At 40.0% G+C, this 23,564-nt stretch carries 17 protein-coding genes; all 17 read right to left on the minus strand.

Going from position 1 to position 23,564, the window contains the following annotated elements:
* Positions 1-10: 10 nt before the first annotated feature.
* Positions 11-3,115, minus strand: a complete 3,105-nt coding sequence (locus tag K8L98_RS23380; RefSeq protein WP_223438540.1) for a beta-galactosidase — start codon at positions 3,113-3,115, stop codon at positions 11-13.
* A gap of 263 nt (positions 3,116-3,378) precedes the next feature.
* Positions 3,379-4,275, minus strand: a complete 897-nt coding sequence (locus K8L98_RS23385; RefSeq protein ID WP_223438542.1) for a sugar phosphate isomerase/epimerase family protein — start codon at positions 4,273-4,275, stop codon at positions 3,379-3,381.
* A gap of 55 nt (positions 4,276-4,330) precedes the next feature.
* Positions 4,331-5,203 carry a sugar phosphate isomerase/epimerase family protein gene (locus K8L98_RS23390; RefSeq protein ID WP_223438544.1) on the minus strand — a complete coding sequence of 291 codons (873 nt, stop codon included), beginning with the start codon at positions 5,201-5,203 and terminating at the stop codon, positions 4,331-4,333.
* Between the two features lie 77 nt (positions 5,204-5,280).
* Positions 5,281-7,302 carry an endo-beta-N-acetylglucosaminidase gene (locus tag K8L98_RS23395; protein WP_223438545.1) on the minus strand — a complete coding sequence of 674 codons (2,022 nt, stop codon included), beginning with the start codon at positions 7,300-7,302 and terminating at the stop codon, positions 5,281-5,283.
* A gap of 709 nt (positions 7,303-8,011) precedes the next feature.
* A complete protein-coding gene (locus K8L98_RS23400) occupies positions 8,012-8,911 on the minus strand; it encodes an ROK family protein (protein WP_223438548.1) in 900 nt (299 codons plus the stop codon).
* Between the two features lie 162 nt (positions 8,912-9,073).
* Complete coding sequence (locus K8L98_RS23405) at positions 9,074-11,191, minus strand: DUF5054 domain-containing protein (protein ID WP_223438550.1); 2,118 nt, start codon at positions 11,189-11,191, stop codon at positions 9,074-9,076.
* A 25-nt stretch (positions 11,192-11,216) separates the two neighbouring features.
* Positions 11,217-11,963 carry a sugar phosphate isomerase/epimerase family protein gene (locus K8L98_RS23410; protein ID WP_223438552.1) on the minus strand — a complete coding sequence of 249 codons (747 nt, stop codon included), beginning with the start codon at positions 11,961-11,963 and terminating at the stop codon, positions 11,217-11,219.
* Between the two features lie 18 nt (positions 11,964-11,981).
* Complete coding sequence (locus K8L98_RS23415) at positions 11,982-12,947, minus strand: aldo/keto reductase (RefSeq protein WP_223438553.1); 966 nt, start codon at positions 12,945-12,947, stop codon at positions 11,982-11,984.
* Positions 12,948-12,960: 13 nt separating this feature from the next.
* A complete protein-coding gene (locus K8L98_RS23420; protein ID WP_223438555.1) occupies positions 12,961-13,716 on the minus strand; it encodes a glycerophosphodiester phosphodiesterase in 756 nt (251 codons plus the stop codon).
* A gap of 15 nt (positions 13,717-13,731) precedes the next feature.
* Entirely contained in the window at positions 13,732-14,979 is a 1,248-nt protein-coding gene (locus tag K8L98_RS23425; RefSeq protein ID WP_223438557.1) for a CehA/McbA family metallohydrolase, read from the minus strand.
* The gene (locus K8L98_RS23430) at positions 14,976-15,830 is read right to left on the minus strand and encodes a carbohydrate ABC transporter permease (RefSeq protein WP_223438558.1); all 855 of its coding nucleotides are present in this window, start codon (positions 15,828-15,830) and stop codon (positions 14,976-14,978) included. The genes K8L98_RS23425 and K8L98_RS23430 overlap by 4 nt, the downstream gene beginning before the upstream one ends.
* Before the next feature lie 5 nt (positions 15,831-15,835).
* Positions 15,836-16,753 (minus strand): carbohydrate ABC transporter permease, encoded by a 918-nt coding sequence (locus K8L98_RS23435; protein ID WP_223438560.1) that lies wholly within the window; start codon positions 16,751-16,753, stop codon positions 15,836-15,838.
* 73 nt (positions 16,754-16,826) lie between these two features.
* Positions 16,827-18,146 carry an extracellular solute-binding protein gene (locus K8L98_RS23440; protein ID WP_223438562.1) on the minus strand — a complete coding sequence of 440 codons (1,320 nt, stop codon included), beginning with the start codon at positions 18,144-18,146 and terminating at the stop codon, positions 16,827-16,829.
* A gap of 103 nt (positions 18,147-18,249) precedes the next feature.
* Positions 18,250-19,275, minus strand: coding sequence for a LacI family DNA-binding transcriptional regulator (locus K8L98_RS23445; protein WP_223438563.1), 1,026 nt, complete (start codon positions 19,273-19,275; stop codon positions 18,250-18,252).
* A 263-nt stretch (positions 19,276-19,538) separates the two neighbouring features.
* Entirely contained in the window at positions 19,539-19,790 is a 252-nt protein-coding gene (locus tag K8L98_RS23450; RefSeq protein WP_223438564.1) for a cupin domain-containing protein, read from the minus strand.
* A gap of 42 nt (positions 19,791-19,832) precedes the next feature.
* Entirely contained in the window at positions 19,833-20,942 is a 1,110-nt protein-coding gene (locus K8L98_RS23455) for an alginate lyase family protein (protein ID WP_223438565.1), read from the minus strand.
* A 307-nt stretch (positions 20,943-21,249) separates the two neighbouring features.
* Positions 21,250-23,553 (minus strand): triple tyrosine motif-containing protein, encoded by a 2,304-nt coding sequence (locus K8L98_RS23460; RefSeq protein WP_223438567.1) that lies wholly within the window; start codon positions 23,551-23,553, stop codon positions 21,250-21,252.
* Between the last annotated feature and the right edge of the window lie 11 nt (positions 23,554-23,564).

The raw sequence follows: 23,564 nt of genomic DNA on the forward strand, positions 1-23,564 counted from the left end.
TTTCTTTGTACTACTTAATGTGGGTGAAACCAGATTGAATGACCGCTGCAGATACTTCATGGTCACGATATACACCTATTAGCTTTCCATCCTTCCCGGCTGCAAAAAGCACAGACCGTTCAGCTTCCAGCAGGAACTCATATGTTGTTCCGTTTTGCGTGTTTTGTATTTCCATCTCAATATCTTCCCCGCATTCGGAAACAAAGATAAACAGATCCTCAGAATGAAAACTGAGCTTGCGTCCATATATACCTGGATAATTGCCTTTTATCCATCTTAAATCTTCAGTGACACCAGCAACATTCAAAGCATACTTATAAAGTTCGGAAATTGGTTCATTTCTTTCGTTTAGTTCAATTGATAACGGAGACCACAAAAGCTTCCCTTTTCCGATCTTGTATTGCTGAATCTCTGTTGGCTGGATACAATCCAGCGGGATCTCCTTCATTACTTCTGCTATTCGTTTGTCTGGGAACGATGCGAGATGCCTTGTATTATTAATGAACATAAATTCTTCTCTTCTAATATTTCCGACTGAAGTTTTTCCGACAATTCGCTTTGCTCTTTCAGTCTTATTCCAATACTCATCCAAGCTTATTGGCCCGGTATATAACAATGTAGCTCCAGTAGCCTCCACTATTTCAAGAAGCTTTTCAAAAGCATTTGTATTAAAGGTATGCGCACTTGGCACTATGATTAATTTAGATGGATTTATCCTTAAATCATCCAAATGATATTCACTTATTGCCCGAAAAGCTACATTTAATTCGCAGGCCATAACTCTAGTTAATCGTGCAGTAGAATCAAAAGCCAAACGCCTATTTGAAAAATCATTGGAAAATGGGAAAATAACAGCTACTTCTTCCATTTTTCTTCCTTCAAATATATGGCTGATGTCTTTCATAAACGCCCCAAAATCATACGATACATCAGCCTCCGGCTTTTCTGTGCCATCGGCTCTTAATGCTCCAATATTAGACTCATTTATATTGTTCATAAAATAATTTGTATTCCATATCCATTGAACAGCGCCAGCCCCGGCCCCGGCGAAAGAATAAGCATATTTCCTTTCGAGAATATTCCTTAACTCTTCTTCCGTTCTCTTTGCGATATTATCTGGACGCTCGACATACATGATTCCTGTTTCTTGAATTAAATTTGGTTTATTTGGAGCTTTCGTAAAGATGCTGTCCCATAAAAGCTGATCCATAAACCACCACGAATGATTCGTTGTATAGTCTACAGCCTCTTCATAAAACATCGGTGAGGGTCTTTGAGACGTCAATGCTTCATCCTGTCCCACTGTTACCAATTGATCCGGTGTGAAATGCTTAATTGCAGCTGTTAAATCTTTTGCCCATTTATTATGCATATCCATAGTGTAGAAGGTATAGTCAAACCATTTTAGTCCGCGATTTCCCCAAGCCATGTTTTGAATATGTGAGTTGATTTCACTAGGTTCAGGGGTATCGATGCTGTTGAAATCAGCAATTTCTGCCGGAGTTGCATTCCAATTTTCTTGAAGGTTTTCAATTGTTCGATGTTTATTCTTTAACCACTTGCGAAATTCCTTTTTATCGTATGAATCATGAAGAGATCTCGGTCCGGAAAATCCGCGATCTGGATCAAACATAGATGGTTCATTAATTAAGTCCCAATTTAAATTCTTCGTCTCTTTATGTCTTTGCACAATTGTTGTAATAAACCGTTTTTGTGCTTCTACACTCCTTGGATCTAAGTATGGATTTTCTCCATCCCACATTTCCGGCGTGAATGAGAAAAAGCAGAAAGTAACATCAATTTCATACTTTTTTGCACAAAGAACAAACGCATCTAAAGCTCTCAAGACTTCCTCACTTACATGCCCGTCCACAAACATGATGTTGCGGTAAGCGGTCCAGATGCCTGTTCTTACATAATTAATATTTGCCTTTTTCATCTGGGCAAAATCACGATCCCAGACCGCAGGGTTAGGCAGAAATAAAAAATAGCGCGATACATCTGAGGTCATGTAAGTCATGCCAACAATAGGCAAAGGCTTCCCGTTCTTTCGGAAATAATCCCGATCGACTGCTAAAGGCTCCCCTTTACTTAATAAAGATCGGTCCATTCCCCAGAATCCCTGCTTATAAATCAGTTTTTCTCCTGCATTTGAAGTCGCCGTACACACAACATTATATAAGCCAGGTGATATTGTAATATCAGGATGAATTCTTTTAAAACCCAAGTAGCTTGAAACCGTTGCTTGAAAACTATGAGTAAATACTTCAGCATGATCTTTTGTAATTTTTAACTCAAAGGTCCATTCTGTGCTCTTCTTATGAATGGACTGAAATTGAAGAGAAATTGCTGGTGATTCATTCACTTCATAACAGGCATAATTAGTTTTCAGCCAAATTTCTGTAACGCCGCAGTTCATGTATTGGGAAAGATTTTCTAACAGGTGAATGCTTTGTTCATTATAAAAAGGATTTGCCAGCTCTTGATTAATAAAAATCCATCTTCCGCCCGGAAATTTCCCCTTATAATTTTCTATCAATACAACAGGAGCCGTTATTTTTCTTTCTCCCTTATTTTCACCTGTAAGCAAAGGATAAATTCTGGCATCCATAGGTCCGTTAGAACCCATCTCTTTTTCTATCGAACTTTTTTTTGTTACATGCAAAATAAAATTATAGGTGTCTTCTTTAGAAAATAGGGCTTCAAAGCCATCAAGTAATGGAATTTCCTTATTATGATTCAGGGTTTTTACATCTTTAGATTTTACTGAGAGCGCTTCATGTATGTTTAGATGCATGTGATATCCGGTTTGTTCTCTTTCTATTTCCCACGAACCATTTATAAAGTTGCATGGCTTGCGAAAAGGAATGCCGCCAAGATATAAAAGCCCCTTACCCTTTTCTAAAAATGACGATATATGGCCCCAAGATCTTTTAGGAAAATAAGGACCATGCATGTGGATAAAACTGCTGTATACAGGATTCCTAAGTTCCATTTCCAAATTCTTCGAATCCACAACAGTAAACTTTTCCTTTAAAAGATTTAACCATTCACGTGTTGGCCTTAATCCAGCAAAGGGAAACGCTTCATCATAAAATACCAGAACCTGCTTCAACTAAAATCCCCCCATATGTGTTTGCCGATAATAAAAGAGCACCTCATTATTGAAAAGCTCTGCATCAGTTTACCATTCCTATTGATTCGTACAATATGTGTATTATGACTAGGCTTTGTAAGAATTTACTTTCCATTATAGACCGGATATTTCTGCTGCTCTTGCGGCATCTATTTAAATTCTCTCCACAGTAACAGCCTATTTTTTTAAAAAGGCAAATAAAAAAGGGAAAGGAACTTGTCATCCCTCACCCTGGCCATTGTTTACTTAAACTTTTGTATAAAAGCAATTGCTTCCGTAATATCTTGGATGGGATTTGCTTTAACTTCTCTCTCTATTGTCAGGTAGCCCCTGTAATCTGCCTCTTGAAGAGCTGCGAAGTAATCTGTAAAATTGACATGCCCTTTACCCAGCGGCACTTCCATAAAATATTCTCCTGAACTAACCATCTCGGCAATTTTCTCATGATCCGTTCCGCTGTCATGGCCAAGGAACCCATAAACATTCCTTGGATCAACTGGTTTGTATTGGATTCCATCTTTGACATGAGTATGGACGAGATACTCTTTAAGCAATTTCACACCCTCAACTGGATCATCTCCAGTTACCATAACCATATTTGCAGGATCAAAATTAACGGAAACACCATTTGTACTGAGCGAGTCTAAAAATGATTTCAGCCGTTTAGCCGTTTCAGGGCCTGTCTCGATGGCAAAGTAAGCATTCAGGCTCTTCGCATAAACACCCAGATCCTCACATGCCCTTTGCATAGAATCATATATTCTGGAATCAGGATCTTCAGGTATGATTCCAATATGAGTAGTCACAATGTTTGTACCCAGCTCTACTGCCAAATCTAGTATTCTTTTTGATTTCTCAATTTTTAAGGGATTAAGACCATGATCTTGAAATCCGTGTCCGCCTAAGTCCCCGCAAAGGGCACTTATCTCTAAACCTAATCCGTCTATCATTGATTTAAGGTTTTTTCTGGCTGCAGATGATACATTTTCAGGACTCATTTCACCTGAAACAGCGTAGATCTGAACACCATCCGCACCGAGCTTTTTTGCTGTTATTAAACCCTCTTCAAGCGGCAATTGCAAACTGTCAACAATAATACCCGTTTTATTCTTTAATTTTTTTATATTCTTGGTATCCATTTTAACTCTCCTTCCTTTATAAGCAGTTCTGTTCAGTCATACTCACACTCTAAAATTAAACTTCATCCCAGATTCGGCGGACGTTATCCATGCCAATTCTGGTGCCTTCCTGACAGTTTTCCATCCCCTCAAATTCTACAGTTAAATAGCCATCGTAGCCTGATTGCTTGACCAGCCTTAATGCTTCACGGATATTAATATCTCCATGCCCAACAATAGCCCCGCGCAGATAATTATTGTTTACCGTTCTGAACCAGTCACCGCCGCCGGGATTCTCATAGTAAGGGCGTATATAAAAATCTTTGACATGGACTGTCTTGGCATATTTGACATTCTTCTTTACTCCCACCAGAGGGTCTTCGTCAATACATAAGAAATTACCTATATCAAGGGTTGTTTTAAAATTATCCCGCTTTACAGCATGAAGCACGCGCTGTACACGATCACTAGATTGTACGTTGAAGCCATGATTTTCAATTGTTGTTGTTATGCCAAATTGATCTGCATAATCAGCAATCAGCTGACTTCCTCTTACCATCTGCTCAAAGTGCTCTTCAAAATAGTGTATGGTCATTTCTTCTTGCTCTAGTCTAAATGAAGTAACATCATGCCGCATAATTTTAATGCCCATTCGGTTCACAACATCCACATGTTTTTTTAATCTTTCTACTTCTTCTAAAAACGCCTGTTCCGTTTCCTGGATAAAATTAGCCGGGAGGGAATAGGCAGATAATTCGATTCCTGCATCAAGAGCTTTTTCTCTTATTGCATCTGCCAGTTCGATATTGTCAACTACCGAAAAACCGTATGGAACGAGTTCAAGATGAGTACCCCCATTTTCAGCTACCCACTGTACAACATCCAATATGGTAAGGCTTCCATTTGTAAGATCCTTTAATAAACTATAAGAACTAATTCCAACTTTCACTATTCATACACTCCTTATATTTTAAGATTCTGCAAGATAAGTTTTTTTGCTTGTTTAAAGCTAATTGAGAGATAAAACTAGTTTGCTGACCAGGTAATATCTTTGCACAATGCCGTGCTTCTCGAATGATCAGGGCTGACAGCCAGCAATTCTAAATAGGTTTTTCGTTCATGATGTCTATTTTTTAATTGATGAATATAGTAAACTTCATCATAAATTCTACCTACTAATTCGCGATTCCTCTCTCCTGTTACATGGTATATTTCATAAAATAAGACATTTTCCGCATCGAAGTCCCAGGATAGGAATACATCGGCTGTTCCCTCACTCATTTTCAGATGATCAATTGTAAACCCTTTTGGCTCTTTTGGTTTGTCTGTTTGTTCTCCTTTTGCCAAATGAATTTGTCCAAGATTCAGACAATAATCTCTTTGGCCGTTAGCAACTTGTATTCCTATAGCTGCTATTACTCTCCCTTTAAAGTTTGCCAGTGAAAGAGAATTTGAAGTCCAATCAGAGGTCATTTTTTCTTCACTGTCCACCCAATAGAACTGATATGGCTGATCTTCAAAAATAAGACCAAACTTAAAGTCTTTTGAGTGATCTTTTAGATTGCTTTTATATGTAAATGAAAGAGAAACATCATCATCTACTGGTAAGCATGTCTTAAAAAGTCTTATTTCTGCTGCTTGATCTTCCGTTAAATCTCCGCTTATTTTAAGTGATGAGCCTCCATCGTAGGCTGTTTGGTAATCATAAGAAACAGAGATTGAGTGATCGGACCTGCTGTTTGTCACCCACCATTGCCATGTTGGCAAAATATCTTGAATACTGGCATTATTCCATTCTTCCGCGCTTGCCAGTTTCCCATTTACAAAGAATCTTTTCCCATGCCCTGTATTGAAACTTGTAAGAAAAGGATAGGAACCAATAACAGATCTCTCAGGTATATAACGGGAAACACCGTCCCAGCAGCGAAACTCTTCAGGATTGACTGCTTTATATTCATCTTTGTACGGCTTATATAACGTTCTCCCTATAGGATCTAAAGGACTTTCTGTAGGACCGCACCAATAACGTCTTTCTCGTCTATATACTTCTTCTTGATCTTCTGGGTCCAATTTATTATCGTAGCGATTCCATACAAAATCTGTGCCGAACAGAGCCCAGCCTGTTCTAGGCTCACCGTTCTCAGGGAATATCAGTCTCGTATCATACGGGGGATTATATCCATATTTATCATTTTCTGTTCCTGCAAATACTTCTGTATAAGGGTCTAAACCTATTTTTTCAGCATGGCTATTAGAATACTCCAATCGCTTATCATTCCACGCATAATTTAAGAAAATGCTGTTGCTGACCCTTTCTGCCCCATCTCTTACCCATCTATCATTTTTTTCGTTAAACTCATTCTGATAGTTTAACTTTCCATCTTTAAGAATGGCATCATACCATTGAACATGAAAAGGCTTTGATGCTTTTTTTTGCATGTATTTCATCATTTTCATTAAACTCTCACTGTCTTCTTGTGTGATCGTAGCTTCCTGATTAATAAAGTATCCATCAAATCCGAAATATTCACTCATTTCCAGCAGTTTGTCGGCAACTGGAAAGGTATGATCTTCTTTCTCCTCAACCCATTCAGAAAATTTTTGGCCTTCACGGGGCCAAAACCATTTCCCTAAGCTTAAGACACCGTTCCGATGTGCAGCGTCCGTATAAGCGGGGTTAGGTAAATTGATCACACCATATTGAGGATTCTCTTCTTGTGAATCTAAAATAGGCAGCCCATGCCATGCCCCGTAAATATCTGTATACTGCCAAAATTTAAGGAGGTTCTTTGCAAAAGATTTACCGTATTTAAAACTGATTGCTGATTTATCATAATCTGCTGATAAATTCATTACCTGTGGAAGCGGACTGAGTTTGGGATTAACTTGAGTTGGTGCAAAAAATGGAATTCTCTTTGCCAATGGAACACGGGACCGATTATATTTTGCAAAGGGATCTGACTCAGCACTCCAATTTTTAATATCATTCACATTATAGCCATGAAGACGAACCGGATTCGTTTCTCTGCCTTTAACACTATTAGTCAACGTTTCTCTCCTCCCTAATAAATAATTAATACCTCAATGTCACAGCATGAAGTAAAGTGATTTTTTAAACACAGCCTCCAATCTAACAATTAATTATTTATAGCTTTGCAAATTAATAGCATTATTTATATATGTATCTTTTTTTTAATGTGTCGTAACTGACAATTCTCTGCTAAATTGGGAATGTGTATATTTTAGTTAAGGCGTGCAGTACAGAATTTGGGGATGCATAAGGGGTCTATGAGTATCCAAGTCTGGGTTTTTGTAGATTTTGGGGAAGCATAAGAGGTCTTTGAGTATCCAAGTCTGGGGTTTAGTGGAATTTGGGGTGCATAGAGGGTCTATGAGTATTCAAGTCTGGGGTTTAGTGGAATTTGGGGATGCATAGAGAGTCTATGAGTATCCAAGTCTGGATTTTTGTAGATTTTGGGGAAGTATAAGAGGTCTTTGAGTATCCAAATCTGGGGTCTAGTAGAATTTGGGGAAGCATAGAGAGTCTATGAGTATCCAAGTCTGGGTTTTTGTAGATTTTGGGGAAGCATAAGGGGTCTATGAGTATCCAAGTCAGGTATTTTGTAGAATTTTGGGAAGCATAGGGGGTCTATGAGTATCCAAGTCTGGATTTTTGTAGAATTTGGGGAATCTTCAGATAAAAAAACAACCTAAAAAACCTTGATATACTCAAGGTTTTTTTAGGTTATTCCATCTGCTAATTCTGCAAAAATTGCCTTGGGATCATCCCCGCTCCAACCACTCCAGCTTTCTGATCCAATAAAGCATGCTTTAATTTTAAATGGGGTCTAAGACTTGGATACAAAAGCGGAACCACTTTCTCCTTTAAAGGATCAAGCATCAAATCCTTAGATTTCATCACTCCGCCTCCAAGAACGATAACCTCGGGATTTAAAGTATGAACAATATTGGCAATCCCCATTGCCAAATAGCTAAGCGCTTCATCAATAATCTCAGCTGCCTCTTGATTGCCTTCTTGAGCAAACAGGAACACTTCTTTTGCACCGTGGCCTGGCCCAAATACAGACTCAGCTTTTCTCCCAATTGCCGTGCCGCTTGCAAGTGCCTCTAATGCTCCTTTGTTAAGGTTAGGAGCATCTATTGCATGTGGATCTACTATCATATTTCCAATTTCACCGCAGTTTCCCTGAGCCCCTGATATTAGCTTTCCGTTATAAACGTACCCCCCGCCAATGCCTGTAGAAACGGTTATATAAAAGACGCTTTCTGCTTCTTTACCAGCACCGATCAGTGCTTCTGCAAGTGCAGCTGCATTGGCATCGTTTTCAAGATACACCGGCAAATGAATGGCAGACTCAATCATTTTTGTTAACTCAATATTTTTCCAGCTGGAAAGATTGGGAGGTTCAATAATGATTCCCTTTTTTGCATCCAATGGTCCTGGCGCTCCAATACCTACTGATCGTACAGCATGTTTTTCCTGCAGTGATTGTATCATTGCAATGATCTTTTCAATAGCTGGAAGCGGTCCATTTTCCGCTTCTGTCGGGCATCCAAGCTCTTCTATAATAATCCCGTTATCATCCATTACTGCCACCCGAATGTTTGTCCCGCCTAAATCGACTCCGATGTTCATTTCCCCCACCATCCCATCAAACTTGTATAAGATTAATCATATTGTCTATGCTTCTTGTGCACAACAGGAAAATTGAAATTATTTTCTCGTTTAATAATAAAACCTCAATGAGATCCAGCTCACCGAGGTTTATTCTTTAAACGATCTATTAAAAACAACTTCTTATTTTTCATATGAATGAAGCTTCAATGAAAATCTAAATTTAGCATCTTCTTCGTACCACATTGGAAAATTCGTTCCCCATACATTATTGTATAAATTAAAATGAAAGCCGTTTTCTAAATTCGAAGGTTTATTATCAAGCTGTAATAATCGTTTCTCTCCAGGAGACACAAGAGGGACATCCTTTGTTTCAATGACAGCCCATCCGTCGGCTCCATGGTAAGTTACTCCCGACTGTATGCCATGAAGGTTGCGGTTTCCGTTTTTTACAACCTCATATGGAGAAATCAGGGTGCCCATTTTATCCATTTTCCAAAGAGACGGATTATCTACCTGCAGACTAAATGAGAACCATATCGCTTCAGGAAGACGGTTTGCATCTTTTTCAAACCAATTCATTTCAATATCAATCGTTGGCTCATGCTTTAAAAATGTATAGATAATCTCAACTTCTCTTGGAGCACCGTACAGCTCTGCAGCCTGAACCGGCAAACGAAGGTTTACATAGACTCGATCTAAGCTCTGATCTTTATGCTTTGTCAGGGAAATTAATTCAGGACGATAAAGAGTATGTACAGGAATGGGCTCTACCAGCTCCATGCCCGGCTTCCCTTGATCTGCCTCTGACCAGCGGTAGGTTTGATGAAGATTTTCTACATACTGCTTAAACCACGTCTGATAGTTTTCTGTTCCGAAAGATTCATAGGAAAATACACCAAGCCGCTGATCTTGACTGGCCCACTCTTTACCTGATTGATCAAGTAATCGGGAGATGGAGCCATCATCCGAGAAGGATACTTGGAACTCCCCAAGTGAATATACAGCGCCTGTTCTCATTTCCCCTAAAAAGTTCCCTTCATTCTTAACAGGCACTAATGCCTCAAGGGCTGCCTTCACTTCCTGCTGTTTGTCAGAAGAAAGCGCGCCAACAGCCTTTTGAAGAAACCCTCTCTGTTCCTTCCATGAACTTTCAAATAAGCTGTAGCTTCTATTTTCCCATGTGGTTGAAAAAAGCTGCTTGGACATATTATCAAATTCATGCATTGCAAATGAACCAATGTAGCCGTATTTATCAGGAACCGCATCTTTTGAAATCAAGTCCCGCTCTCTAGCCGACTTAAAATCTTGTTTTGCATAATGTTTATAGTCATTTAAATACTTTTTTTCATCAAGGCCCCATGTATGCTCAGGAATTAACAATAACCAATCCGAAAACTCCTTGAATTCTTCGCTGTCTTCTTCAAGTCTGCCTTGTGTGATCCATGTATTTCGAAGCCTGATCAGCTCACGGTATTCCGCAACTTTTTTCGGATCGGTGCCCGCTCCATGAATCCATGTATCGCCTATCTCTTCATGCACAACTGGGAGTGTATGCTTGATCGCGAGAAGTTTTTCTGCAAAGGCATCCATAGTAGAAGCTTTAATACTGGCATTCGGGAATCGTTCTCTTAATCCAGCAAACTCTTGTTTAATATCCTCTATCGAGGGCGGTCCGCAGTTGTCGCCGGTGTGGGCAAAGACCATCACCTCATTCAATCCATCTATCCTTAAGACATCCCCATAATTATCTGCATAATTAACAATGACATCAGAGCCATCCTCCGCTTTCCATACAAACAGGTTAGGGACGGAAGGGACCTTTGAGGCGGGGTTTACTCCAAAATGCAAATACTTGATTCCACTTTCAGCGAGCAGAGGAATCATAGCCTTTGTATGTCCCGGGACATCTGTCATTTTCCCCGCGATCGTCTTTTTTCCATATTCCGCATCAAGATTCTTCGCGATCGTTAATGCGTATTTAAACAGATTTTTGTCCATCAATTCCGTATGTGTCGTGAAAGGAAGGCCGTGCCAGGCGATATATCCTCTAGATATGGCATCATCCATGACCTTTTTTTCATCAGCATTTGCCCGTTTTAAGTATTCATGAATGAGCCAAGAGCCCGTAGTCCATACAAACCCGGCACTGTCTTTCTCCTTCTCAAGCTCCCGGCTTAATTCAATCGCCTTGGGTATGTAGGACTGAATATATTGATTCGTCACATTTTCTGCTAAATCTGTAAAACCGATATCAAGATGTGTTTTAAATACGACATGAACAACTTCAATCTCTCTCAAATGGATGTCACCCCTTGTATGTCTCTCATTTGGCTGTCATTTTGATCAGGTTTGCAAGGCTGAGCTCCAAGCTATCGAATGGGCTCCCTTCACAAATATCCTGTTCAACCGCATACCACTCTACACCGTTTTGTTCTCCCCACTTAAGAATCGGTTCAAAATCGATGCAGCCTGCGCCTATCTCTGCAAAATTTTCTTTTCCGTCGCTGGTCATATCCTTCAAATGCAGAATAGGCATTTGATTTGGAAAGCGGCGAATATAACTTAATGGATCAAGTCCTGCTTTTTTCACCCAATATGTATCAATTTCCGGAAAAACCTCTGGCGGAGCCAGAAGGTAATCCAGAGCATATTCCCCATCGATCTCAGTTTCGAACTCAAAATCATGATGATGATAGCCGATTCGAAATCCCTGCGGCACTGCTTTTTTAGAAATGGCGAGCAGGTCTTTTCTGACGTTTTTGTATCCTTCTTCATTTTTTAAATGGTCGTCTAAATAAGGCAAGATGATTTCTGATGTTTGAAACAGTCTGGCTTCCTTTAACACCTCATCCAGTTCATGAGTCAGCCTGTCTAAGCTGACATGCATGCCGGCCGTTTTTAACCCTGTTTCGTTAAGAACCCCGGCAATCTCTTCAGGTGAATACCCATACAGGCCATCAATTTGAACAGCTTCCCAGCCCATTTTTTTTAACACCCTTAATGTGCTTGGAAAATCATTCTGAATTTCATTTCGCAGCGTATATAATTGGGCAGCGAATTTATGCTTCATTTCTGGTCGCTCCTTTCCTTAAACACTTGCTTCTCGTTCCATCAAATTGAGCCAGTTCATTTCCCCAGCCGTCAGCTTAATCACTGAACCTGTTACTGATGACATTAATTCTTCTGAATTCTCCGGCCCTATGATGGCTGCCGTTTGGTATGGCTGATTCAACACATAAGCGAGTGCGATTTGAATAGCCGTAACACCCTTCTCTTCAGCAAGCTTCTTAGCCCGTTCATACCTTTTCCAATTATCCTCGGTGTAATAGACCCGAACCATTTCTTCATGATCTTTTCTGTCAGGAGCAAATCTTCCGCTGAAGAAGCCGCCTGCTTGAGATGACCATGAGAGCAGCGGCATCTGTGAGCCTTTGTGCCAATTCTCCATGTGCTCATCCACTGAAATACATCCGGGCCATCTTGGTTCCCTGCATTTTGCAAGGCTCAGGTTCGGACTATTAAAGGTAAACCCTATTAATCCGTGCGCTGCAGCATATTCATTTGCTTCCTGTATGCGCTGGTGCGACCAGTTTGAAGCCCCAATCGCATGAATTTGCCCTGCAGCAAGATGCTGATTTAAAACATCCATAATCACGCCAACCTCTACGCTTTCATCATCACGATGAAGGGCATAGAAATCAATATAGTCTGTATTCAATCGCTCTAGGCTTTCTGAGATATCTTTAGAAATGGCTGACGGATTTACGCGGGGACCTGGTTCACCATCATCATGATGAGCCCCTTTTGTTAAAATATGAACCTCACTGCGATTCTTCCTCAAATCCAGCCATTCCCCAAAAATAACCTCGCTGTCTCTGTACTGATGAGCCATATCAAACATATTTCCGCCTATTTTGAAGTACTCATCCAGCATATCGAATGCCTGCTGCCTGCTGTCATATTGATAGAAATGAGCCGTCCCCATAATTAACCTTGAACATGCTTTCTCAACATATTTTTGATCGATAATTCCTTTTAAACTGTGAAATTCCATTTAAAGGCCTCCTTTATGAATGATGAATCGTTCTTTCTCTTATCATGACGTCAGGCAGATTCGTGTCCATCGCGTCGATTTTCCATTCCTGAAGCGTTTTCCATACACGGATATCGTCGCTCATGCTTCCATGCACATAATAGCGGGCCTGATGAAGCTCTTCTATTAAACTTGGAGATAATTGATTGATCGGCACATTTAATACTTGTGCCTGCAGTTCTTTCAAATAACGGACAGGATCTGCTAATCGCGAAGAGCAAATGACATTTGTGAGGATGTGCTTGCTGTGATTCCTAGCTTCAGCTAAGGATGCATGGTTAAAGGACATGAGCTGGATTTGGTCTTCCATTTGATAGCTTCGGATTAAATCTGTGACTCTTTTAGCTAATGGTTCTTTCAGGTGCTCCATCTGCTTCAGTTCGATGCTGAGCACGATTTTCCCCTTTGCCCATGCTAAAACTTCCTCGAGTACCGGAATCTGTTCATCTGCAAACTCCTCTGAAAACCACATACCTGCATCTAATTTTTTTAAATCAGATAAAGTGTGTTCACTCACAAATCCTGTTCCATTTGTTGTCCTCTCAAGTGAAAAATCATGGAAGACAACCGCATGCCCGTCACTTGTCAGCTGGACATCAAGCTCAAGCATATCAGCCTGCAGCTCCAGGGCTTTGCTAAAAGACGACATCGTATTCTCCGGACAATACGCAGATGCACCGCGATGAGCGCCAATTAGAGCTCTGTTCTTGCCTTGAAAGATTCTATCCACCTTTTCACCTGCTTCTTATGAAAAATAAATCGGATTGCTGATGACAATTGGAGTGTCGGTTTCCGCGTCCCATAATTCAGCACGCACATATAAGCTGCTGTCTGGAATCTCAACAGTTCTAGACAATGTTCCTGCGGGTTTATGGCTTTTAAAAACGTCCCCTTGATCCGTAATGATTTTCAAAAGACCGCCAGTACTTTCCGGAATATCAATTTTTATAAGTGTCCTGTCATGATTCCTTTTAAAAGTGCCGCCCATCAATGTCTCACCCGTCTGCATTTGAATCCAAGGGGAAGTTGGACGGCCGGCAATACTCACTTGGCCAGCTGTTAAAGCTTCTAATAGCTTTCTTGGCGTATGCATATCCGAATAAATCCATGTCGTTGGCGTTCCATATTTAATGGTTTCATGAAGGCGATGGGTATCGCTTCCGCCTATCGCCACGATTTTCTTCCCTTGCTGCAATTGCAGATCCCACCATGTTAAAGCAGCTTGATTTTGCTTGCTCCAAGGGCCATTCCAAATCTCCACTATTTTCACATCGAAATGCTCCAGGCCCCATTCCCACGAGCAAAACGAACAGTGCGGATGGTTGATGGAAATAACGGCGCCGTTTGCCATCCCTTCATCAAGCTTCTCTTGAACATCTTCCTTCGTTGCACAGCGAAAATCGGCAAAGGGCTTGTGCACGCCGTAAAAGTTGCAATGCCCGCGGTTTGTCGTCAGCTCAACTCCCGGAATGACAGCCAGATCTTCAACCAGCGGATACTGGTAGTTTTGACTGAACGTATTATGATCCGTTAATGCCACAAAATCTAAATCAGCATGCCTGGCATTTTCGACTACTTCTGCAAGAGTAAAGGCACCATCACTGTGATTGGAATGCAGGTGCAGATCCCCTTTCAACCATCTCTTTTCGCTCATCATAAGAGTGACTAAAACATTGACCTCACACGCCACAGGAACACGGTAAGCATTCAGGATGACCCCCCACTCGCCGGCAGGAAGTTCGCCTAACGTGTAGCCTGGTGTCGCACGGTCTTCACGGACAAAAATATCCTTGCGGGCACCGCCGCTCCACCCCTTAAAACCATTGGGATCCTCCAAACCCAAGTCAATAATATTTTCATCAGCATGACTGAAAGACAGCTCTACCTTTATTTCTTCAATATCGTCCGGGACAGAGAAAGGTAAAGTGATGTACTCGCCCTGCTGAGAATGTTCAATCCACTTAGACAGGGTGACTTTGTGAACCTGGCTCACGATTCTTTTCCTCCCGAACCCAGTCCTCCCAGTCCTTGCTCAAATAGAGGCTGTAGAATAAAGTACAAAATAATCATCGGCAAAGCTGCAGTAGTTGCCCCCGTCATGATTAACGGCCAATCGATGTTATATTGGCCCTGGAATGCTTTAAGAGCTATCTGTATCGTGTACATTTCCTGCGATCTCGCAATCGTCAATGGCCATAAATACTCGTTCCAGTGACTCAGGAAGCTAAAGATTGCCACTAATGCGATCGCCGGTTTATTTAAAGGCATGATCACTTTCCAATAAATTTGAAACTTTGAGCAGCCGTCAATCGTTGCCTGCTCATCCAATTCTCTTGGTATGGCAAGGAAGTTCTGACGCATCAGAAAAATGGCAAAGCCTGTGACTGCAAAGGGAAGAATGAGTCCCACATAGGAATCAAGCCATCCATCAGGCCCAGCGAACGGTACATTTTTCATCATGAAAAAGAGCGGAACAACCATTAAGCCAGAAGGAATCATCATCGTCGCAAGCACTAAGAGGAAAAGCTTATCTCTTCCCGGAAATGTCAGTCTTGCAAAGGCAAAAGCCGCCAACGACGCAAATAACACGTTAATAATTGTAGCTAAAGCTGATACGATAAAGCTGTTTAAGAAAGCTCTCGGCAAGTTTGTTTCCTGCCAGATTCTCAGGAAATTTTCCCAATGAAATTCTGTTGGCAAAATTTTGGGCGGCCAAACCATGACATCACCCTGAGACTTCACGGCCGTCATCAGCATCCAAATATATGGACCTAAAAACACGAATAAGACAAACGTCAGCAAAAAATACAGGATGAAGTTTTTCAGGATTTTTGACTTTTTCATCGAATTTAGTCCTTTCCGGATAGCTTTAATTGAAGCCAGGTCACTGCAAGCAAGAATGGGAATAGAACAAGTGACAGTGCAGCTCCATAGCCAACATAGTTAAATTCAAACGACTGCTGCCAAATATGTTTAATGACTACCATCGTGCTGTCCATCGGTCCGCCGTTTGTCAAAATATCTACAACCGCTACGACCTGGAACGATCCAATGACAGACATAACCATGGTGTAAACTAATATATGGGTGATCGATGGCAGTGTAATATGTATAAACTGCTTCCAGGAATTAGCTCCATCAATCCTTGCTGCTTCATATAAAGATTGAGGAACGGCCTGAAGGGCTGCCAAGAAAATCGGGATATTATAAGCTGTGCCTCTCCATGCTCCAATCAGAATCAGAATGATCATCGCTGTAGCCGGCTGCAAAAGCCAGGCCGGCGGTGTTTCGACACCTGCAACCTTCAGCAAATAGTTAAGGATGCCCAGGTTATTATCAAACACCCACAAAAAGATCATGGCTGTAATCACCTCAGAGGTGATCGTCGGCAGAAAATAAAACACTTTAAAAAATCGTAAGCCTCTAAGCTTTCTATTAAGAAGCACAGCAACGGCAATCGCGCCGCCCAGCCCTAAAAACATGGAACCGGCTGTATAAACGATTGTGTTTCCGAGACTCTTAATGAAAAGCTTGTCTTGAAGCATTTGAGAAAAGTTCTTTAAGCCAGTAAACACAGCGGGATTAGGCAGGCTGTAATCATGAAAGCTCAGCCAAATTAAATAGAGAATAGGCGCTATGGAGAATATAAATAAGAAACTAAGTGCAGGTAAAACAAATAGATAAGACCCGATATAATCTTTTAATTTATGAAACTCTTTTTTCGTTTTTATTTCAGTATTCATTTGAGAAGCCATTTCTGTTTTCATTATCATCACTCCCTTTAAAGGGAAAGGGCATGTCTTCACATACCCTTTCAAAATCAACTCTTTTTAAAAGTATCTATTTAGCTGAATTAACAGCCTTTTCGGCAATTCCCTGTGCCTCGTCCAGCGTTTTTTGCGGATCAGCCCCGTCAAACACAGCACGCAAAGCTTTACCCCATGCATCATTTGCTTCTGGATACGCTTCCAATTTATACGGTACAGCCTCTTGCAGCGTCTCTACATATGGCTTCAATAATGGATCACTGTACATTTCATCTTCATATAAATGTGTTTTCACCGGATGACGGCCTTGCTCTTTAGCTAACCGAATTCCATACTTGTCTGAAACAAACCATTTCATCAGCTCAAAGGAAGCGACTTTGTTTTTAGATCCCTTTGGAACAAACAAGCTGCCTCCTCCCAATACAGAACCATTTCCATCGCCAGGAAGCGGAGCTGTTGCAAGGTCTTTATAGGAATCTGGAAACTCATTTTTAATTCTTGCGATATCCCAAGGTCCAGAAATGAAGGAAACAGCTCTTCCTGTTCCAAACATCGCTACAGGATGATCGGTTTGTCTTTCTTGCGGCGGAGGAACAGGAGATGATTTATCCTCCGTTGCTAAGCCTGTATATTTCGCCATGGTTTCAACAATCTTTGGATCATTCAGATTTGCTGTCACCTTGTCCCCATCAAACTTCAGCGTGTTCGTTCCCGCTGCGATGACATTTCCGAAGAAACTCCATCCGCTCGCACTCGTCACGATTCCATATCTGGATCCATCTTTCTTTGTCAGTTTCTTTGAAACAGTCACTAACTCATCAAGCGTTTTAGGCGCTTCTTTGATGCCGTTCTCTTCAAAAACCTTTTTGTTATACAAGTAGATTGTAGTATTTACATCAATCGGCATTCCGTATTTAACACCTTCCCAGGTCGTATCTTCAATACCGCCTGGAACAAATTTATCCTCTTCGCCCCACTCTTCCCACAGATCATCAACCGGTTCAGCAAGACCCTGTGCACCCATTGCAAAGGCATGGGCATGAGCCATATCAGGAACCGCTCCACTGGAAACCGCAAGCTTTACTTTATTGCTCATATCTCCCCATTCAATTCCAACCGTTTTAATTGAAATGTTCGGATAGACTTCCTTAAATTCCTTGATTGCATCTTGAATTGGAGCTGTATTGGCATAGTCAGCTGCCAGCCAAATTTCCAAATCCGTTTTCCCCAATTCTCCAACCTTTTCATTAAACTCCGGCAAGCCGTCTGCCGCTAAATCGCGATCCGGTGCCTTTACAGGTTCCGTTTTCCCGCCGCCCGAGCTGCCCGTGCTCGATTGACACCCTGATAAAACAAGAAAAACAGCAAGTACTAAAAATATCAGTTTTTTCATCATAATCCCCCTGTTAATCGTTGTTAATTACTGTAAGCCCTTACAATTTAGTATGTAGAATCTCGATAGATTCCTGGTCTCCCCTCCTCTCATGCTTCATCCATTACGCTTCTTGATGCTTCATATCTTGACAAGAATCGCGAATAACCAGCTTTGCAGGGATTGTTCTGATTCTTGGAACAAGCTGTTTGTTCAGCATATTAATCAGAACCTCAGCCGCTTCCTCCCCCAGCTTCTCAGGAAACAGCTCGACACTCGTTAAGTTAGGAGTCGTCTCAAGAGCCAGGGTCTCATTATTGCTCAAAGCAATCAGGGAAACATCTCCCGGAATATCCACTTCCATTTCCCTTGCGGCTCTCATTACCCCAAGTGCAACACGATCCGAATCCGCAATGACCGCTGTATACTTCTTCTCATTTATCTTTTCTAAAAAAGAAACATACCCATATTCAGATGCGTTTGAAAAGGTCGATTGATCATAATAAACAACATTCCCCTCGTCAAACGGCATATTGTAATTATCATAGGCCTGCATCAGCCCAGCTTTTCTGTCCTCTGCTACCGTCATATGATAAGAAGCATTTAAAAACAAAATCTCGCGATGGCCATTGCCGATTAAATATTCCCCGACCTCTTTCGCCATTTCAATATTGTTATTATCTACACATTTGATATCCATGTCCGTTCTGTCTGGCCGCCCGATCAGGACAAAGGGCATGCTGGAATCCCTGTATTGCACAATACGCGCATCATCTTCACGGGGATTTAATAGAATCACACCGTCAACAGGATCCCTTGAAAAGTTCGTTTGGTCGTCTCCTTCATAAATGCGGTCCAAAAGAACCCGGTATCCGCTTTCCGAAGACTTTTTCACAACCCCATTAATCACTTTCGTTTCAAAGCTGCTTAACTCATAATCTTTGACAGTCGGCATCTTAAGACCAATAATCATTGTCTTTTTAATAGCCAGACTTCTCGCCATGTGATTGGGAACATAATTCAATTCCTTTGCAACCCGAATCACACGCTTTGTCACATCCTCACTTATCGGACGCTTCTTGCTGAATACATTCGAAACCGTACTTTTAGATACACCAGCCTGCTTTGCTACATCACCTATTGTGACCATTAAGATCTCCTCTTCCACATTTCGTCGAACCGGTTTCATTAACAGTAAAAAAATAATGAAATATTAAAGAAGTATTTCATGGGTTATTGAAGATACTATTAAAATATATTTCTGTTTATGTAGAATATTCCTCTAGATGAATCGAACCGGTTTCATTAATCTGTCTTCATTATAGTAAATAGTTTTAATTCAGTCAATATTCAGATTAATAAATTTATAGAATGCTAAAACAAGGATTCCTGCACCGGAACCCTTGTCTTTTCTTATATATGAGAAACGATTAAATTACATTTACCGCTAATTGAAAAAGTTCCAGTTTCAGCAGGCAGAATAAAATGAGTTCCTTTTGGAATCGGATAGCTTTTACGATCATGAATAAGCTCGCCATCTCCTTCAATCACACTGCAAAGAAGAAAAGGCTGATCCTGCGTAAATGACGCTTGTCCATTTACTTCCCACTTGCAGACAGTAAAATACTGCTCTTCTATAAAAGTCGTAATGGTTACATCTTTCATCTTTGTTGCGGCTGGCTACAGTTTGAACTTCCACATTTAACTTTAATTTGAAATTATTGGAGGGATTAGTGTAGGGAAATTCCAAGCTAAATGATGTGGTCCCCTGTTAGCTATATATCCTCCTAATATCGGCCTATATTCCGTTATTAAATGATTATAATTTTCTTGAGGGTATATATGTGACATAGCTTCAATTAAACTACCCGGCCAATTGTTGTTTCCTTCCATATTTGGTTTTTCTAGATCCGTTTTAGTATAATACTGCCAATTATTTGGATTTTCAACTGCATTATATAATTTATCGAATGCCGCTTTTATTCTTTTACCTTCTAAACTATTTAAATCAAATAAATTAGTATTTGTTTCGTTATAAATAAGAAATGCTGATTGTGTAAGTGGTGCTAATGCAAAATATGTATATCTCATACTTTTTGCCTTTCGAGCAATTTCTTCCTTCATTTTTCCATTTGCATCAATTTGTGAAACAATTATTTTTTTGGTGTACATAACTTCCTTTTCTAATTTACTTTTATCACCTAAATAACTATAAGTAGTAAGAGAGGCCAAATTACCCCAATTCGCCCAATTATTTGATCTATTTCGGGCGAATTGAATGGTAGGCAAGTATGTAGATTCAACCCATTTTCGGAATTGTGATTGATCCCATTTTTTATAATCATGTAGTAATGTAGCACTATATATAAATCCTATTCCGCTATTTGCAGCTACCAGTGGAGTATCATCTTTAGCTGAGATTTGTTTATTAGTTTTTGACCAATGATTTAATATGTCTATTGCTTTTTCTGCATATATCTCTTGGTCTGTTAACTTCCATGCAAGCCCTAATATATAACTTGCATAAGCATCTTCAGTAATATCTTTTCGGGCTTTTGCATGGCCGCTGTTATCTACATAAGTTGGGGGAATATACAAGTAATCTACTGGATTAGCTTTTCTTTTTAAGTAATTGTTTGCTAGTTCAATAAATTGTATATAGGCTTCGAGTCTTTGATCATCTTTCTTTATCATCTCTTTCACTTCATGAAACTCTTGTTCACTATAAATTCCATAAGATTCATTCTCTCGGAAAAAAATAGCACTAATCAAAATAATACATATTAAAATGAGAACAAAGAATCTTTTGAAAAACAATTTTCGTGACCTCCTCTCATTCATATAATAATAGATCTTCAGAATATCTGTTTTCATCACGCTATAGCCTTCTTCCAAGGTACCTTTTCATTTTAAATTACCACTTATTATAAAAATATATATAATTTTTGAATCCTTTTTTCTTTACAATGCATATAAAAGCGCCATTCCAATTGGAATGACGCTTTTATGAGTGAATGATAAAGTATCCATAAAATCACGAGTAGTTAAATCTGTTATGTAGATTATTTCATTCAACTAGACTTTATTCTGTAGAAGATTTTAGATATAAAATCGACCAATTTTTTTACTCAATAATAAAACGTAATTCATTCCTGGATTCATAATAATTTCCTTGGCCCGTTCTGCTCCGATCCTTTGCATGCACGATAATTTTATATGTGCCTGGATTTGTTGGCGTCCATATTGCACTGCTGCCATTTCCGTAATCCTGAATCGTAGTGAGAATTCCTTTTTCATCACGTACCAAAAATCGATAGTCTGGATTGGTTCCACCCTCAGCAGTTGCTGTCAATTTTATGGGATGGCCATGTAATTGTGGAGAAGCTGCATCTGAGTTTATTTGAACTCCAGTTACCTTTATTCCTTCAATCATAAACTTCATTTCAGTTCTAGCTTCATAGTAATTTCCTGAACCAGTTCTGCTTGAATCCTTTGCATGTACGATAATTTTGTATATTCCTGGTTCTGTAGGAGTCCATGATGCATTACTTCCATTGCCATATTCTTGTATTGTGGTGAGAGTTCCTTTTTCATCACGTACCAAAAATCGATAGTCTGGATTGGTTCCACCCTCAGCTGACGCAGTTAATTTTATCGAATTCCCGATGATTTGAGGTGAAACTACATCTGCATTTACATGAACGCCTGTTACTTTTATTCCTTCTACTTTAAAGCTCATATCCGTCCTGGCTTCATAGTAATTTCCTGGACCAGTTCTACTCTTATCCTTTGCATGCACAATAATTTTGTATGTTCCTGGTTCTGTTGGAGTCCAGGTTACATTACTTCCATTGCCATATTCTTGGATTGTCGTAAGAATTCCTTCTTCATCACGTACAAAAAAACGATAATCTGGATTTGTCCCACCTTCTGCAGCTGCCGTCAGTTTAATGGAGGAACCAACTTGTTGTGGAGAAGCTGTAACTGTGTTTAATTTAACTCCAGTTACCTTTGAACCTTCCACCTTGAAACTCATATCAGCTCTAGCTTCATAATAATTCTCTGTGCCAGTTCCGCTCTGATCCTTTGCATGAACGATTAGTTTATATGTTCCTGGGATAGTTGGTGTCCACGTTGCTGAATTCATTTCTCCATATTCTTGGATTGTAGTTAAGACCCCTTTTTCGTCTCTTATAAAGAACCGATATTCGGGACGATCGCTTCCTTCTGAATTTGCCGTTAATTTAATAGGTGTTCCTATTTCTTCCGGACCGGTATGATCAACTGATAATGTAACTGAATCTACATGGTCATTTCCACTGTTCACGTAGAAGTCTGCTGTGAAATCCTGTTCATAATGATAATATTTTGTGTTACCTGCATGATCTGTTAAAGCAATCATATCTATCTTCCACGTACCGCCTTCGGAATTTGCGTTAGTTGGAATGGTCCCATACCATCTTCCTTGTTCATCAACAGAATAAATATTTGCCCCATATGATTGATCCCCTGACGGACTTTCTGCATGAAAAAATACATACTTTACTCCAGAAATATCATCCTTCGGTGTTATATAAATGGTGTTACTTTCCTCGGCTTTTATTTCTACTTTACTTAACTCTACATTTTCTAATGACGGAGCAGATATATCAGCATTTTGGTTAGTTACACTAAAATCAGTCGTAAAATCCTGTCCATAATGATAATATTTGGTATTCCCTGCATGATCTGTTAATGCAATCATATCTATCTTCCAGGTACCGCCTTCGGAATTTGTGTTCGTTGGAATCGTCCCATACCATCTTCCTTGTTCATCAATAGAATAGATATTTGCTCCATATGATTGATTCCCTGACGGACTTTCTGCATGAAAAAACACATACTTTACTCCCGAAATATCATCTTTTGGTGTTATAAAGACTCTGTTGCTTTCTCCTGCATTTATTTCAGCTTTACTTAACTCTACATTTTCTAATGATGGAGCTGACGAATCGGCATTTGGGCTAGTTACACTAAATTCAGCTGTGAAGTCTTGTCCACTATGATAATATTTGGTGTTTCCAGCATGATCCGTTAATGCAATCATATCTATCTTCCAAGTACCGCCTTCAGCATTCGCATTAATTGGAATTGTCCCGTACCATCTTCCTTGTTCGTCAACAGAATAGATATTTGCTCCGTATGATTGATTACCTGACGGACTTTCTGCATGAAAAAACACATACTTTACTCCCGAAATGTCATCGTTCGGTGTTATATAAATGCTGTTACTATCTCCTGCATTTAATTCAGTTGTACCAAGCTCTACTTTTTCCAAGGCCGGCGCTGTCAAATCCTCAACAGCCAAACTATGCGAAGAAATTGTAGTACTTATCAGTACAATCATTGCAAGAATCTTAATTATTGTTCTTACTTGATGCAATTTCATGGTTTCCCCCG

Origin of the sequence: Metabacillus dongyingensis, from assembly GCF_019933155.2 — a bacterium.
Taxonomy (GTDB): domain Bacteria; phylum Bacillota; class Bacilli; order Bacillales; family Bacillaceae; genus Bacillus_P; species Bacillus_P dongyingensis.